The sequence below is a fragment of the Microcoleus sp. Pol12B3 genome, assembly GCF_036701355.1.
GTDB lineage: Bacteria > Cyanobacteriota > Cyanobacteriia > Cyanobacteriales > Microcoleaceae > Microcoleus.
Map to the genome: position 1 here is coordinate 56773 of NZ_JAUBQS010000010.1, position 14945 is coordinate 71717.

Below are 14945 nucleotides of genomic sequence, written 5' to 3' on the forward strand. Positions count from 1 at the left end.
GAACGTGGGCGATCGGCTTGCCTCTAATCATCTATTCTGTGAACGAAGTTTTAAATCTCAAATTGACTGACCGAAAGTAATGTGGTCATAAGCCCCCGGATTCATTCCAAGGCGCAGGCTCAGGACGGATCAATCTAAAATCTAAAATCTAAAATCTAAAATCTAAAATTGGTTGACTCGGCATTTATCGGTTAGGGTGCGCCGCGCCAGCACCAGAGCGGTGGGGGAGCGCGCACCCGAAAGACTGGAGTTATTAGCTAAAATAGGTTTAGCAATAATTTTTTTCAGCGCTACGGCCAATCATTCATAGGGGCAATTTGATGCAAGAACAGTTGATGGAAGCGATCGCACCTTACCGCGATCGCGTGGATTATCTGGAAGTTCGCCTCGAACAAAGCGAGTCAACTGCGATTAGTTTTCGCGGCCCTCAGTTAGATGCTGTCAACCGCAGTTTTAGTCTTGCCGGCGGCATCCGCGCCTGTCATAAAGGCGGCTGGAGTTTTGTAACTTTTAACGGTTTAGCTGAGTTAAAAGACCGAATTGAAGAAGCTGTAGTCCAGTCTCGTTTGGTTGGCAGCGAAAAAACTCTACTAGCAGATGCCACCCCGATTCAAGATTATGTCGCGGTGGAATTGGGCCGCGACCCGCGCTCTATTACTCTAGCCGAAAAGCGGAAATTGCTCGAATCTTACAATCAGTTGCTGTTAGATTACGACCCGCGAATTCAGACGACAATGGCAGGTTACAGCGACAGATTCGGCATTACTTATTTTGTGAATTCTCAAGGTACTTGCATCGCTCAAGAGCGCTTGGACGTGACCGGGCGTTTCGGGGCGATCGCCCGCGGCGAGGGCGGTGTCGTCCGCCAAGGGTTTGAGTCGATTCACTCGCGATCGGATTACGATGTCTTGACAAATATTGAAGATCGTGTTAAGAGTGCTGCCGTTCGAGCTGTAGGCCAACTAGAGGCGAAATCAGTGAAAGGCGGTCAGTATCCGGTGATTTTAGACCCTTATTTGTCGGGGGTTTTTATTCACGAAGCTTTCGGGCATTTGTCGGAAGCAGACGGCATTTACGAAAACCCGAAAATGCAGGAATTGTTGACTTTGGGCAAGCCTGTGGCGATCGAACAATTGAATGTAATTGACGACGCAACTGTGCCGGGATTGCCGGGAACTTTGAAATATGACGACGAAGGCGTGCCGGCTCAGTGCAAGCATTTAATTAAAAATGGAGTTTTAGCCACTCGGATGCACAATCGCGAGACTGCGGGCAAAATGGGCGAAAGTCCGACGGGAAATGCCCGGGCTCTGAGTGCTACTTTTATGCCTTTGGTGCGGATGACTAATACTGCGATCGAGTCTGGCGAACATTCTTTTGACGAAATGGTTGCCGACATTGACGAAGGAGTTTATGCAGTGCGGATGTTGGGAGGACAAACCAACGGCGAAATGTTTACCTTTGCGGCGGCTCAAGGGTTCATGATTCGTGACGGCAAATTAGCCGAACCCGTGAGCGATGTCACTTTAAGTGGCAATGTATTTCAGACTTTAAAAGATATTGAGTCTATAGGAAACGACTCGGTTTATGCCTACGGCGGTTGCGGTAAAAATGGCCAAAGTGGTTTGCCCGTCAGTGTCGGCGGCCCCCATCTCCGGATTAAAAATGTTGTAGTCGGAGGAAGGTAATCATTAGTCATTAGTCATTAGTTCAAAACTGACGCAACTGGCACATGGTGAAGGCGTGCTTGCGCCCTCACGCCTCACCTTAACCATTCCGGGACACTGATAAGTTAACAAATCACTCAAAATCTACTATTGACGGCTTCAGCTAGGTCGTTCGGTGTTCGGTGTTTGGGAGACTTCAGAAATTACAGAAAAATTGGGGAAGTGCGATCGTGATATGAGATTTTACCAGAGTTTACCCTGATTTTTATTTAATTCCCCTTAACTCGCCTTCATCTGTACCCGATCCCTCTGGTTAATGGGAATCTCAATCACAAATTCTGCACCTTGATCTGGCTGCGAAAAACACTTCAAATCTCCGCCGTGCTTCTCGACAACAATCTGATAGCTGATCGATAATCCCAAGCCAGTGCCATCACCCAGAGGTTTAGTGGTGAAGAAAGGATTAAACAACCGATTTATTACATCGCTTGTCATCCCCGATCCATTATCTTTAAAACTGATTCTTACCCATTCGCGATTCAGCATAGAAGTAGCAATCGTAATCGTCCTAGGCTCGTTTTTAATTTGCTCCGGGCTGCCTTTTTTATCATAGTGATTCAAGGCATAAATGGCATTGCTCAAGAGATTCATAAATACCTGATTCAACTGACAGGCATAACATTCTATTTGTGGCAAATCTCCGTATTCTTTAATAACTTTAATAGACGAAGAATTCGGCTTAGCCTTGAGCTGACTCTGCAAAAGCACTAGAGTGCTATCGATTCCCTCGTGAATATTAACGGGTTTCATCTCAGCTTCGTCTAGGCGCGAGAAGTTCCGCAACGTCAGCACAATCTGACGGATACGTTCTGCCCCCAATTTCATCGAAGACAGCATTTTAGGCATATCCTCTTGGATATATTCCAGCTCTATTTTCTCAATTAAAGCATCGATTTCAGGGTATTTATGGGCATCGTGCTGCTGGTAAAGCGTGATTAAACTCAATAGCTGATGAGTGTAATCATTTACATAAGTTAAGTTGCCATAGATGAAGTTAACTGGATTATTAATTTCGTGGGCAATACCTGCAATTAGTTGTCCTAAGATTGACATTTTCTCAGTCTGAATAAGCTGAGACTGGGTGCGCTGTAAATTTTGCAATGCCAGTTCTAATTGGATGGCTTTTTCTCGCTCTCGCGCTTCCGATTGCCGCAATTTATCCTCTCTTTCTTGGCGGGAGCGCTCGTTTTCCTTTAGCTGTTGCACATGGCATAAAGTTTTGTTAATTGTAATTTCTAAATCCTGAAAATTTAGAGGCTTAATTAAAAAGTCAAATGCCCCGCCGTTCATTGCCTTTCTGATATTTCCCAAGTCGCCATAGGCAGATATAACTACTGTTTTGACCATAGTAACTAGCTCGTTAAGTTTCGCGAGCAAAGCCATGCCATCCATGACTGGCATATTAATGTCTGTCAGTATAATATCTATATCAGGCTGCTCTCGCAACGTTGAAAGCGCTTCTACGCCATTGTGTGCAAAAAAAACTTGGTATTCTCCAGTGCGGATCTTTTGTCTAAATTTCTGGCAAATTAAAGATTCTAAATCTGGCTCGTCATCCACAAATAATATTTTAGCTGGCAGATTGCGAGCTATTTCGGTCGTAGGCGACATTTTTTGAACTCCTGGGTTTCATTAAATTATCCGACGAGTAATATTTATCTACTTTACGTTTTATTATAGATTATTTCAGAAGTAATGAAAAGGCTGATTTGTACAATGGCAAACCGGATGGCTGGAATAGGCTCTGAGTTTGATAGAAGTCGATTGATTAGCTAAGGTCGAGTGCCGCCGTAGTTTGTCTGATTGGAATTTCAATCCATAACTCTGTTCCCTGCCCCACCTCGGAAAAACAGTTCAATGCGCCCCCATGCTTCTCCTGTACAATTTGGTAGCTTATATAGAGACCCGAATCGGTACCTTCACCTACAGGCTTAGTAGTAAAAAATGGTTCAAAAATGCGGTCTTTCACCTCGGCCGTTATTCCAGGCCCATTGTCCCGAATTTGAATGACGACAGGGGATTTTTCCTCTAGCAGAAAAGTGCGAATAGTAATGGCCAGCGGGCAAGGGAGGATGCGTTGTTTGTTGTACTCATTCAAAGCATCAATCGCATTAGAAAGGATGTTGATAAACACCTGGTTGAGTTCTCCGGCATAGCATTCCACTAAAGGCAGATTGCTGTACTCCTCGATCGCTTGAATCTCTGGACGCGCGGCCCTTGCTTGAAATTGATTATGCAAAATCAGCAGGCTGCTTTTTATCCCGTCGTGAATGTCAACCGACTTTATGTTAGCTTCCTGTAGCCTTGAGAAGTTACGCAAAGACCAAACAATCTTCTGAATGCGGTTAACACCTCCTTTCATCGGAACCAAAATTTGGGGTAAATCTGCTATCATAAATTCCAAATCTATGGCTTCGGTTTCAGCTTGAATCTCAGAACTGGGAGGGGTGTACTGCTGATAAAGATGCAGCAGATGCAGTAGGTCTTGAATATAATCACTGACGTGGCTGATATTGCCGTAGATAAAATTGATGGGGTTGTTAATTTCATGGGCAATCCCCGCAACCACTTGACCCAAAGAAGACATTTTTGCGGTCTCAATCAGTTGAGCTTGGGTCTTTTGTAAGTCTTGCATATAGTTGTGTAAATGCTGAGCTTCTTCTCTAGCGCGGGCTTCTGACTCCCGCAAGCGCTGATTTTCTTTTATAGCAACCGCCAAGGCGGTTACGGTGTAAACTGGAAGTAGTATCTGATGCTGCCCGGATCGCCCGACCCTTGCCAAAACCCTACATTTACGACCTACGTCAGAAAGTCATTCAAGCTATCAAACTAGATGGATTAAAGATTAGTGAAGCGAGTATACTGTTTAATATCAGTTGCAACACAATCGGCTTATGGTTGAAGCGACAAACCGAAACAGGAGACTTTTTAGCATTACCTAATAAGCCAAACGGTAACGGTCATAAAATTAGTGATTGGGAGAAATTTCGTGAGGCAAGCCAAGACTCATGGGGATAAAACTCAAGTTGAAATGGCCTCACTTTGGGATAGAGAAATTAGCTCACGCATAATCTCGCGGGCTTTGAGAAAAATTGGTTTTACTCGAAAAAAAAACCTACGGCTACCGTCCGCGGGATGAAGTCAAGCGTCAGGCTTTTGTAACCGAATTGTCCACCATTCCCTCGGCTCAGATTGTCTATGTTGATGAATCTGGCATGGATAATAGAGACCAGTATGATTATGATTGGAACGAACAGGGGCAATCGGGCCGAGGTGAGGGTAGGGTAAATATGATTGCTGCTCTATGTAACCAAAAATTGCTCGCCCCTTTTACCGTCGTTGGAGCGTGTAATCGAACAGTTTTTGAAATGTGGCTAGAAACTTGTTTACTGCCAACACTTGTGACAGGACAGGTGGTGGTGATGGACAATGCCACGTTTCATAAAGGTGGTCGAATTGAGGAATTGATTCAAAGTCTAGGGTGTAGATTGTTGTATTTACCGTCGTACTCCCCTGATTTGAACAGGATTGAACAAAGAAGAGTCTTGGCTCAAAAGTCGAATCCGCAAACAATTAAAGCGGTTTGACTTTTTACGTGATGCGATCGAAGATGTCCTACGCCTTGCATCCTAACCGCCTTGGCGGTTGCTATAATTGCCTCTCTTCTTTTGTTTCAGGTGGGTCGTTTTTGTTTGGCTACTGCTAAATAGTCTTTTCTTACTAGATTACGGTAAATTATTGTTTTTTTCTGTGATTTGTTTATACAGGATGTCTATGATTTTTTCTGTATGAACTCTAGCCCCATTTAATATTCCTAAGTCGGTTGAAAAACTCATGTCGGCTGGGGCACAGGTAGCATCTACGAGCAAGTTTCCGCGATTAAGTGAGTCATTCTTGGCGTCCGAATCCTTTTTTTTCTGGTTTAATTGGGGTGAGGGGCGGATTTTTTCAACCATTCTTTCGTTGACTTTATTAATCAAGTTCGGACTAATTATTTGTCGAAAATTAACTAATAGAGATGGGTCAAAGGGTAGCTCGTTACTGTAGCTTGATTGACCGATAAAGTATTGTAAATAGGGGTTGTCCCGTATCTGTTCTACTGTGAGGCGATCGCTAATTCCGAGTTTTTCTTTGATGATTAATGCTCCCAATGCCATCCGAAATGATTTGGCCCTTAAGCCCTTTTCTGTGGGGAAGTTTTCAGCATACTCTGCTTCAAACTCTGACCACGGCATTAGTTCGGCTATTTTTATTCAACGGTTGTCTGATGACAACCTTCCTTCAAAGGGCAGTTCAAACTCGGATGGGAGACTTGAGGCAAGCTCAGCTTTTCTGTAGGCGCTCGCACTGGGTGATGCAAGGGTTTTGTAGTATTTTACCTGTTTATCTTGCACACTTTTCTCGATCGCACGAGTCCATAACCAGGCCGTCTAACCTTTGTGCACTTATCCAGCAAGCCCTAAATAAAAAATCCCCAATCCCAACTCTAAAATCTAAAATCTAAAATCTAAAATAAAATGACGCCCGCTAAAGTTTCCCACCAGTACAAAAGCACTTTACAGGAAACCCGCAGGCGTCATAATCAAGCAAACTTAAATCTTAGAAAAGACCCAGTGTGAAAGATTTGTCGATCGGGAAAATAGCACCAATACCCAACCACAGAGTTACCGCAGTTCCCAACAGGAAAACAGTAGTAGCAACAGGGCGGCGGAACGGATTTTGGAACTTATTAACATTTTCGATGAACGGAATCAAAATCAAGCCAAGGGGAACACCAGCCATGCAAGCAATACCCAACAATTTGTTAGGCAAAACGCGCAGGATTTGGAACACAGGCCACAAATACCATTCCGGCAGAATTTCCAGCGGAGTAGCAAAAGGATTAGCAGGTTCGCCAACCAAAGCCGGGTCTAGTACGGCCAAACCCACGCACAGAGAAATCGTTCCCATGATCACTATAGGGAAAACGTAGAGCAAGTCATTAGGCCAAGCTGGTTCGCCGTAATAGTTGTGACCCATGCCCTTAGCGAGCTTAGCGCGGAGCGCGGGATCGCTCAAATCTGGTTTTTTGATAATAGACATAGTGAGAGTGTTCTCCTTTTAGTTTTACCCGGGCCTGCCATTCCGCTGTATTCGTTAGTTTGAATCAGCGGCGCGATCGCAGGAAGTATTAGCCGTAAATAAATATCATGAGCGATGAATTCTGAATTTTCAACTCACAATTCAGCGGGGGGGCAAAAAAAGTACCGCCCCCCCAACTCAAAACTTACAACGGGCCAGAGATACCTTGCTTGCGAATCATCAAGAAGTGAGCCAGCATGAAGACTACAATCAGCCAAGGCAACACAAAAGTGTGCAAGCTGTAGTAGCGAGTCAAAGTGCCTTGACCGACGCTGACACCGCCGCGCAGCAGCTCAACCATCAAAGAACCGACAAACGGGATAGCTTCGGGGACGCCGGAAACGATTTTAACTGCCCAGTAACCGATTTGATCCCAAGGCAGGGAATAGCCTGTCACGCCGAAAGAAACAGTGATGACTGCCAAGATTACTCCTGTCACCCAGGTTAATTCGCGGGGCTTTTTGAAGCCGCCTGTCAGATAAACCCGGAAGATGTGCAAAATCATCATCAGCACCATCATGCTGGCAGACCAGCGGTGGATGGAGCGGATCAGCCAGCCGAAGTTGACTTCAGTCATCAGGTATTGCACTGAAGAAAAAGCTTCTGCTACCGTGGGACGGTAATAGAAAGTCATGGCGAAGCCAGTGGCAAACTGGATCAGAAAGCAAACTAAAGTAATTCCGCCCAAGCAGTAGAAAATATTGACGTGGGGGGGTACGTACTTCGTAGTGATGTCATCGGCGAGCGCCTGAATTTCCAGGCGTTCCTCAAACCACTGGTAGGTTTTTGAGTCGGTGATTTGTTTAGAAAACATGGAGCCAGAATTCCTAAAAGAATATTGCTGTGGTTGAGGTTCAGGGCAGCAGCCACAAGGTTTTTTGTCGCCCCGCGCCGAGCAGCTTGCTTTTATTAGCAAATGCCTGAGGCTATTTTTTAAATTTGGAGCTGACGAAAGGAACTCTATTGTGCGATCGCCTGCAAGCCCTGGGAAACTAAGCGGTGGCTTGTCCCTACTCGCTGGCGTTGCCCGATCGAATTCCAGACTGTGATAAAAAATGTAACATAATTGCCGTGCAATTTTCACACGAGCGAAGCTTTTGCCGAGTCTCAAATACCATGTTCTGCAAGCTCAACATCCGCCCCTACCAGGCATACAGCCAAGAGCCGAGCTACAGACTAAAGTCCGAGCCTGCCTGCGGGTCGCTGGGGCATTAATTTTAATATTAATGATAAAACTTCACTCATTTTGCGATTAAATGTTACATTTAACTAATTTTTTGTTGGCGGACTTTTGACTAATCCCGAATGCCTTGGGGAGAGTTAAATGCCCAAAACCTTAAAAGCCTACAAACTTAAAATACACGAGATGCAATACTTGCCTATCTTTTACAGAAAAATCATGCACAGACGAGTTTTCCAGATTGCTATTGTACTTTTCCTCCAAGTCGCCCTAGTTCTAGGCGGGTGGACGCAGCCTGCGGCGGCGCTGACTCCTGAACAGCAGCTATTGAGCGAAGCTTGGCGAATTGTCAATCGCTCTTATGTGGACGACAGCTTCAACTCTCAAAACTGGTGGTCGATTCGCCAAAAAGCTGTCAAGGAACCGCTTAACGACAGACAGCAGACTTACACGGCTATTCAGGGGATGCTGGCGAAACTCGACGACCCCTTCACTCGACTGCTGAAACCCGAACAGTACCGCAGCTTGCAGGTCAACACTTCGGGAGAATTGACGGGAGTGGGGCTGCAAATTGCGATCGACCCCCAGACAAATGCCCTGACAGTGGTGGCTCCTTTGGCCGGCTCACCGGCGGATAAAGCTGGTATCCAACCCCTCGATCGCATTCTGAAAATTGATGGCACTCCTACCTCAGAATTGACCCTAGACGAAGCAGCAACTCGAATGCGCGGCCGCATCGGCACTGCCGTTACCTTGACCTTGGGGCGCGAGGGAAGGGACGTTGCTGAGGAAATTGAGCTAGTGCGCGATCGCATAGCGCTGAATCCGGTTTACGCCGAATTGCAGTCGGGGTCGGAAAATTTGCCGGTGGGCTACATTCGCTTGAGTCAATTCAGCGCTAACGCCACTGAGGAAGTCGCTCACGCTATCGACCGCTTGGAAAAACAAGGAGCCGCCGCCTACATTCTCGACCTGCGAAACAACCCGGGCGGACTGTTGCAAGCAGGAATTGAAATTGCCCGCCTGTGGCTCGATTCCGGGACGATCGTCTACACGGTGAACAGACAAGGCATTCTCGGCAGTTTTGAAGCCTCTGGACAAGCCCTAACTCACGATCCGCTGATTGTTTTGGTGAACAAGGGAAGTGCCAGTGCTAGCGAAATTTTGGCTGGTGCGCTGCAAGATAACGGCAGAGCTCAACTGGTAGGAGAAAAGACTTTTGGCAAAGGACTGATTCAGTCGCTGTTTGATTTGTCTGACGGTTCCGGGTTGGCCGTGACTGTTGCTAAGTACGAAACACCTAACCATAAAGATATTAACAAGCTGGGGATTTCGCCCGATCGCGTAGTGCCTTTGGAACCTATCGCGCGCGATCAAATCGGCACCGAAGCAGACTTGCAATATCAAGCTGCACTGCAACTACTGAAAGAAAAAACCGTGCTGGCAAAGTCAGTATAAGCCGGAGTTTGAAGTTTTGAGATTGCAAAAGGTGACAATACGCAGGTCTGTCTGTCTCTGCGTTTCGTTCGCCCGGACAGACAAGAATCATCCTAAAAACTCTTTTACTCAAAAGTGATATCACGTCCGACAGATTCATCTGTCATTGTTCGCTGTGCGAACCAATGACATACAAGAATGATGCACATCGGACGTGATATCAAAACCCAAAACAGCCCTTCCCTTAAGGTTGGGGGGTTGATTCCTCGGCGTCGGGTACGTCGGCTTCTTGCAAAATCACCGGACGCTGCTGCGGGTCAGCTTGGTTGCTTTGCTCTTGCATCACAGTTTTAGCAAGACTAGGGTCAAAGTAGCGGTTAAAGTCGGCTCGCGACTGATTTACTCGCCCTTGGGTAAGATTGACTTCAGCTTGGATTTCGTGCAATTTTTCTTGCACCGCCCGGTAGTGAGGCCAAAGCTGAACCAAAGCAGAAGTGGCACAGACTGAAAGTACCATGTTGACTGCCAACTTGACGCCTGTTTCGGCCGCGAGGGTTTGGTGAGGGTAAGAACGCTGACGGCTGCTACTGCGACGAGGAGTAACCCGAGGGGATTTTTTTACAGGACGCAGTGGGGTAACGGTGGGTTGAATCGCTTGCATAATGTTTTTTCAAATACCTGAGACTGACGTTTTAGAGTTCAAAAGAGCAAATTCTGAGCTTAACGCACACTCGCCGCTGTTTGTCAGGGTGCTGACAGCCAAAATTGTTGAGACAAAGGTGACGTGTGAAGACAGAATTTCCCCATAAAAATGCCTGCCCTTGCAGTCTCGTCTTGCTGAACACAAACAATCTACTGCACTGCGGCAGTAATTGTCTGTATCTGTAATGCGAGAGATTTAACTGGTCAGGCAGGCGTTTTGCGGTTCGCAACTGGTGTCTGGAAACTATTTGTACAGTTCAGTTGACAGCCGGAAAGCCAAGATTCCGGGAATCAAAGCAATTACGAGCGCTACGTAGACTTGGGTATCTGTTAAAGACATATTCGCAAAACTCCTTTTCGCGGGCACGAGCTTTCACCAATTTGAGACAAATTGGCACTTTTGGGAATCATTTGTTACAACTTGCAACACAAATGGTGCGTCCGGGGGGAGTGCCCCAGTGGTCCAGTGACCCAGTGGCGCAGTTTTTGAGTCTTGGAGGGGGATAATTTTTCCTTGTTGCCTGGGACTGCTTGCTTGGGAAGTTGTTCGGACGATCGCCTCCCACAGAATTACCGCGTTAGGTTAAGATTTAAATGAAGGTGACACTAATTTTAGACAGAGCGGGTAATTTGCGCTGCGCTCGACCCTTGCCAATCTTAGGTTCACAAAATAGTTAATGCTAGATCAATTTCTCGACGCTTCACCCAATTTTGGAGTTGACGGCTTTTTATTATTGTTGGTTTTGGTGGCTTTGGAAGCTGTACTTTCGGCTGACAACGCGATCGCCCTGGCGTCTATTTCTAAAGGTTTAGAAGATGCCAAGCAACAGCAAAATGCTCTCAACTTGGGTTTGATAATTGCTTTTGTCCTGCGGATCTTACTAATTTTAACGGCTACTTGGGTGATTCAATACTGGCAGTTTGAACTGCTTGGCGCTCTCTACCTGCTGTGGCTGGTTTTCCAACATTTTACTTCAGATACAGATTCTGAAGGAGAACATCACGGGCCCAGATTTGCGACTGTGTGGCAAGCAATTCCCATGATTGCTTTTACGGATTTAGCGTTTTCCTTGGATAGCGTTACTACTGCCATAGCTGTTTCTGATAACACTTTTATCGTCGTAACAGGCGCTACTATTGGAATTATTGCCCTGCGATTCATGGCCGGGTTGTTCATCCGCTGGCTGGATGAGTTCGTTCACCTAGAAAGTGCTGGTTACATCACAGTTGGGTTCGTGGGACTGCGGTTGTTGGTGAAAGTAATTAATCCAGATTTAGTTCCTCCCCAATGGCTGCTAGTTTCCAGTATCGTCTTGATGTTTGTGTGGGGATTTTCTAAGCGCACTCTAGAGCCAGCGGAGATTGCAAAATCTCTAGAAATGGCTCTCAATCAGCCGGATTCAGAACTTGCTGTGCGAGAATCTCAAGGACAAAAGTCCGAAAATTAACAGACTTTCATTTGAAGAAAATTAGCTTAAATCTGTCAAAACCAACAAGATTTAAGGCTGGTCAAAACCTGCCAAAGCCTTTCATCCCGGTGACTTTGGTCCGGAGATGAAAGGCTTTTATTTTGTAAGATCCTTTCCTTCAGCAGCCGATAGAACTTATCGGAGTACAATCGATCCTATGGGAAGGCAGTTATCAAAATCAGACTCAGCAATGGTGAGACTGGTGGGATAGCGAGGGGATTGCTTGCTGAGGGGGTTGGTGGCATATTGGCGATCGCAGGCGATCGATCCGCATCTGAATTGAACCTTGGTGGTGGCTGTATTTTTTGAGGAGTTTAGGGAAATAAGGCGGGCGAGGGGAAGGAGTTGCAGGCGATCGAATTTCACCTGTCGGTAAAAAATGTAACCTTCCTGTTGAGTGGCTGCCAGAAAAATTCGCGATGCACCAGAAATCTGAGTCAATCCACTCCCACAGAGATGTGATACGTCAGTCACCTACAAGTTCATTAGGAATCAATACAGGATTACGGCTCTTCCGAATTCTCTCCGAGCCGCCAAGACTAAGATTTTGTTCCGCTTTAATAACCCTAAGCTGCGCCATTTTATGATGATATCGTCGAAACTTATCCTTTAACTCTTGATCAATCATAGTTGTTTGAAACTGGGCATCCTGGGACATTAACAACATTTCAGGTTTTATTTCAATATCATTAGCGCCAATAAAAGTGTTCACAAGAACCTGAAATGTCAAGGGCTTTTTATGGTCAAGATGGCTCTCATAAATAGCTACTTTATCACCAGTAATATCGCATTCAACTCTTCCATCCTGATCGGCAAAGTTTTCAAAGAATATTTTTTTAGTTAGCCGAAGATCATCTTGAACAGCGGCACGGCAGGCTTCTAAAAAATCTTGATAAAGAGACTTTCCTTTAGCAGAAATCGCTGTGCGATAAGAAAAATCTGTTTTAGATCCATCTGTTCTTTCTATCCAAAAGCAACTTGTCGGCATATCGGTTCTATATTTGTACAAACGTTTTATACCACATCCAATCTTTTTATCTGCTTCAGGATGGCGCTCCAGAAGAGCTAGTAACATATCGTGATCATCACCTGCTATGCTTTGACCATTTCGATAGCGCTCCAACATATTTCTGAAGTGTTCAATAGCATCTTTCTGGAATTTGAACTCTATTCCATTGAGAACAATTGGTTGCCTTGCCATTTAAACTCCCTACCAGTTTTATATGAGGTATAACTTAAATTGTATCGCAGATGTGTTACCCTATATCATAATAAGCGATATCTGCAAGACATAGGAGTTCAAAAAGTCCCTGCTTATCTTTCCTAACCTCAATTCTCGAATGTCGAATGTCTAGACGCGATAATTTACACTTCTCCCTACGTCGCACCCTCGAAAAAGACGGGTAGACAATTACGGACGATCCTTTAGTCTTAGTGTTAGAACAGACACTTTTGAAAGCCGACTTAGGAGCAGAAAAGTTTTTTACTGCGGAAAAAGAAGGGCATAAAATCGCTGTTGAAATCAAAGACTTCGATTCACCCTCAGTCATCAGTGAACTGGAAAAAACGATGGGACAGCTTCAGCTTTACCAATGGGCATTGGAAGGGCAAGGGCCGGAGCGTCAGTTGTTTTTAGCTGTGAGCCAAACCATCTACATTAAACACTTTCAAAAACCGATTTTTCAGTTAGCCGTCCCGCGAAATAAAATTAACTTATTAGTTTACGAACCAAGTCAAGAGGTGATTCTTCAATGGATAACTCACTAAGCTATGCAGACATCCTCAAAAAAACCCTGCAAGAAGCAACTCGCGCCCAACCCCGCTTACAGGCGATCCAGCTTTACCCCGTCTGTGATGTCGATTCTGGTCACTTTCTGATTTTGGCTACAGGCTGGGATAAACAGCGCTGGATTGACACAATTCTGTTTCATGCTCGTTTAGTCGATAATCAAGTTGTAATTGAAGAAGATAACTTCGAGGAAGGTCTAAGTCAAGCGCTGATTGCAGCGGGTATAAAAGCAGAGGATATCGTGACTAGCCCCTTCCCTGACAACAGCGATAGACAGAAAACCTATCAGACAGTATAAGGAAGAAGGAAGAGGGGGAGGATTGTTTCCCAATTAGCAATTAGCAATTAGCTATGGCTTAGACTTACCGACAAAGAAAGCTAAGGGAGAATTATCACAAGATAATCGAACTTTAGAACCAATGGGAAAAACATTTCCTGGGGTTGTAAGTGCATATAACTTTTCGCCCGAAGGTGTTTTTAAACAATAACGATTTTCTCTACCTAAAAATTGGCGATCGCAAATCACAACAGCCGAATCTTCATCTAAGTATAAACTTAAATCTTCCTGCCGGATCATCAATTCTCCTTCAGTAGAAACATCACAGGGAACTTGTGAAGATGAATCTCCTTTAACAGCAAAACAACCTACTTCTGTTTCCCAAAAATCCTGCTTCAGCGATGCAGAAACAAAATTAGCTTGCGTCACAAACTCAGCCACAAATCGAGATGCTGGTTCTTGATAAACTTCCTCTGGAGTGCCAAACTGTTCTAATTGGCCTTGACGCATCACCGCTACCCAATCTGAAATCGAAAGTGCTTCTTCGCGATCGTGAGTGACAAATACACCAGAGGTTCCCGTTGCTTTGAGAATCTCGCGGACTTCCTGACGCAATCTCAACCGTACTTGTACATCTAAATTACTCAACGGTTCATCTAGTAAAATAATCGCAGGTCGAGGGGCTAAAGCACGGGCCAGCGCCACTCGCTGTTGCTGACCCCCGGATAATTCATGGGGATAACGGTTTTCCAATCCTTCTAATCCCACCAGCGCTAATGCTTCTGTGACACCTTTGTGAATATTATGCTTTGACTCTTTTCCTTGATGCGTCAACCCAAAAGCTACATTTTTCGCGACTGTCAAATGGGGGAATAGTGCATAGTCTTGAAACACCATACCAATGTCTCGCTGTTCCGGCGGGACTGACATATTAACACTCGCTACAGTTTTTCCTGCTAAAGCGATCGTCCCTGCTTGTAGCTGTTCAAAACCAGCAATTAACCGCAGCAACGTTGTTTTCCCACAACCCGATGGCCCCAACAACCCCAGTATATCTCCTTGATGTAAGGTCAGGGTGACAGATGCCACCGCAGGTGATGCTGCTTGGGAATACTGTTTTGTTACACCATCCAAATGCAGAATTATCGGTCGAGCCATTATTGCTATAAATAATCAACAACTTACAATTCTACAATATACCAGTTTAGTGAGATTAATTATCATAAAGCCTTGACAAATGTTT

Annotated in this window: 14 protein-coding genes and 2 pseudogenes; 6 read left to right on the forward strand and 10 right to left on the reverse strand. The window is 45.2% G+C overall.

Annotated elements, in window-relative coordinates; genetic code table 11:
• Positions 1 to 320: 320 nt before the first annotated feature.
• Positions 321 to 1688: a TldD/PmbA family protein gene (locus QUA53_RS07375; protein ID WP_333095933.1), complete on the forward strand. Its 1368-nt coding sequence runs from the start codon at positions 321 to 323 to the stop codon at positions 1686 to 1688.
• A 258-nt stretch (positions 1689 to 1946) separates the two neighbouring features.
• On the opposite strand, the gene QUA53_RS07380 is transcribed toward QUA53_RS07375, so the two are convergent.
• Together QUA53_RS07380 and QUA53_RS07385 are read right to left on the reverse strand one after the other, a co-directional pair.
• A complete protein-coding gene (locus QUA53_RS07380) occupies positions 1947 to 3338 on the reverse strand; it encodes an ATP-binding protein (RefSeq protein WP_333095932.1) in 1392 nt (463 codons plus the stop codon).
• A gap of 157 nt (positions 3339 to 3495) precedes the next feature.
• The gene (locus QUA53_RS07385) at positions 3496 to 4446 is read right to left on the reverse strand and encodes an ATP-binding protein (protein WP_333095931.1); all 951 of its coding nucleotides are present in this window, start codon (positions 4444 to 4446) and stop codon (positions 3496 to 3498) included.
• A 56-nt stretch (positions 4447 to 4502) separates the two neighbouring features.
• Between QUA53_RS07385 and QUA53_RS07390 the strand changes: the two are divergent.
• Positions 4503 to 5360: pseudogene (locus QUA53_RS07390) on the forward strand (IS630 family transposase).
• A 43-nt stretch (positions 5361 to 5403) separates the two neighbouring features.
• Here QUA53_RS07390 and QUA53_RS07395 read toward each other — a convergent pair.
• The 3 genes and pseudogenes from QUA53_RS07395 to petB all read right to left on the reverse strand — a co-directional run.
• Positions 5404 to 6121, reverse strand: a pseudogene (locus QUA53_RS07395) (transposase); the annotation flags it as partial.
• A 205-nt stretch (positions 6122 to 6326) separates the two neighbouring features.
• Positions 6327 to 6809 carry a cytochrome b6-f complex subunit IV gene (petD, locus tag QUA53_RS07400; protein WP_333095930.1) on the reverse strand — a complete coding sequence of 161 codons (483 nt, stop codon included), beginning with the start codon at positions 6807 to 6809 and terminating at the stop codon, positions 6327 to 6329.
• A 184-nt stretch (positions 6810 to 6993) separates the two neighbouring features.
• Positions 6994 to 7662: a cytochrome b6 gene (gene petB / locus QUA53_RS07405; protein WP_015174799.1), complete on the reverse strand. Its 669-nt coding sequence runs from the start codon at positions 7660 to 7662 to the stop codon at positions 6994 to 6996.
• A 585-nt stretch (positions 7663 to 8247) separates the two neighbouring features.
• On the opposite strand from petB, the gene ctpA reads away from it, so the two are divergent.
• A complete protein-coding gene (ctpA, locus tag QUA53_RS07410) occupies positions 8248 to 9486 on the forward strand; it encodes a carboxyl-terminal processing protease CtpA (protein ID WP_333095929.1) in 1239 nt (412 codons plus the stop codon).
• Positions 9487 to 9709: 223 nt separating this feature from the next.
• Here ctpA and QUA53_RS07415 read toward each other — a convergent pair whose 3' ends face one another.
• Together QUA53_RS07415 and psaM are read right to left on the reverse strand one after the other, a co-directional pair.
• Complete coding sequence (locus QUA53_RS07415; protein WP_333095928.1) at positions 9710 to 10126, reverse strand: slr1601 family putative cell division protein; 417 nt, start codon at positions 10124 to 10126, stop codon at positions 9710 to 9712.
• A gap of 285 nt (positions 10127 to 10411) precedes the next feature.
• On the reverse strand, positions 10412 to 10507 hold the full coding sequence (gene psaM, locus QUA53_RS07420; RefSeq protein ID WP_015174804.1) for a photosystem I reaction center subunit XII: 96 nt from the start codon (positions 10505 to 10507) through the stop codon (positions 10412 to 10414).
• Positions 10508 to 10844: 337 nt separating this feature from the next.
• On the opposite strand from psaM, the gene QUA53_RS07425 reads away from it, so the two are divergent.
• Positions 10845 to 11615, forward strand: a complete 771-nt coding sequence (locus tag QUA53_RS07425) for a TerC family protein (RefSeq protein ID WP_333095927.1) — start codon at positions 10845 to 10847, stop codon at positions 11613 to 11615.
• Between the two features lie 156 nt (positions 11616 to 11771).
• On the opposite strand, the gene QUA53_RS07430 is transcribed toward QUA53_RS07425, so the two are convergent.
• Together QUA53_RS07430 and QUA53_RS07435 are read right to left on the reverse strand one after the other, a co-directional pair.
• Positions 11772 to 12077 (reverse strand): hypothetical protein, encoded by a 306-nt coding sequence (locus QUA53_RS07430; protein ID WP_333095926.1) that lies wholly within the window; start codon positions 12075 to 12077, stop codon positions 11772 to 11774.
• A 25-nt stretch (positions 12078 to 12102) separates the two neighbouring features.
• A complete protein-coding gene (locus QUA53_RS07435; protein WP_333095925.1) occupies positions 12103 to 12837 on the reverse strand; it encodes a DCL family protein in 735 nt (244 codons plus the stop codon).
• 209 nt (positions 12838 to 13046) lie between these two features.
• Here QUA53_RS07435 and QUA53_RS07440 point away from each other — a divergent pair, with 209 nt between their 5' ends.
• Together QUA53_RS07440 and QUA53_RS07445 are read left to right on the forward strand one after the other, a co-directional pair.
• Complete coding sequence (locus tag QUA53_RS07440) at positions 13047 to 13403, forward strand: element excision factor XisH family protein (RefSeq protein ID WP_333095971.1); 357 nt, start codon at positions 13047 to 13049, stop codon at positions 13401 to 13403.
• Entirely contained in the window at positions 13388 to 13723 is a 336-nt protein-coding gene (locus QUA53_RS07445) for an element excision factor XisI family protein (protein WP_333095924.1), read from the forward strand. Before QUA53_RS07440 ends, QUA53_RS07445 begins: the two co-directional genes overlap by 16 nt.
• A 51-nt stretch (positions 13724 to 13774) precedes the next feature.
• Here QUA53_RS07445 and QUA53_RS07450 read toward each other — a convergent pair whose 3' ends face one another.
• Complete coding sequence (locus QUA53_RS07450) at positions 13775 to 14860, reverse strand: ABC transporter ATP-binding protein (protein ID WP_333095923.1); 1086 nt, start codon at positions 14858 to 14860, stop codon at positions 13775 to 13777.
• Positions 14861 to 14945 lie beyond the last annotated feature (85 nt).

Excerpts from the sequence above, each read along its gene's own strand:
- QUA53_RS07375 (WP_333095933.1), top strand. The coding sequence starts at position 321 with ATGCAAGAACAGTTGATGGAAGCGATCGCACCTTACCGCGATCGCGTG.
- QUA53_RS07380 (WP_333095932.1), bottom strand. The coding sequence starts at position 3,338 with ATGTCGCCTACGACCGAAATAGCTCGCAATCTGCCAGCTAAAATATTA.
- petD (WP_333095930.1), bottom strand. The coding sequence starts at position 6,809 with ATGTCTATTATCAAAAAACCAGATTTGAGCGATCCCGCGCTCCGCGCT.
- petB (WP_015174799.1), bottom strand. The coding sequence starts at position 7,662 with ATGTTTTCTAAACAAATCACCGACTCAAAAACCTACCAGTGGTTTGAG.
- ctpA (WP_333095929.1), top strand. The coding sequence starts at position 8,248 with ATGCACAGACGAGTTTTCCAGATTGCTATTGTACTTTTCCTCCAAGTC.
- QUA53_RS07415 (WP_333095928.1), bottom strand. The coding sequence starts at position 10,126 with ATGCAAGCGATTCAACCCACCGTTACCCCACTGCGTCCTGTAAAAAAA.
- psaM (WP_015174804.1), bottom strand. The coding sequence starts at position 10,507 with ATGTCTTTAACAGATACCCAAGTCTACGTAGCGCTCGTAATTGCTTTG.
- QUA53_RS07425 (WP_333095927.1), top strand. The coding sequence starts at position 10,845 with ATGCTAGATCAATTTCTCGACGCTTCACCCAATTTTGGAGTTGACGGC.
- QUA53_RS07435 (WP_333095925.1), bottom strand. The coding sequence starts at position 12,837 with ATGGCAAGGCAACCAATTGTTCTCAATGGAATAGAGTTCAAATTCCAG.
- QUA53_RS07445 (WP_333095924.1), top strand. The coding sequence starts at position 13,388 with ATGGATAACTCACTAAGCTATGCAGACATCCTCAAAAAAACCCTGCAA.
- QUA53_RS07450 (WP_333095923.1), bottom strand. The coding sequence starts at position 14,860 with ATGGCTCGACCGATAATTCTGCATTTGGATGGTGTAACAAAACAGTAT.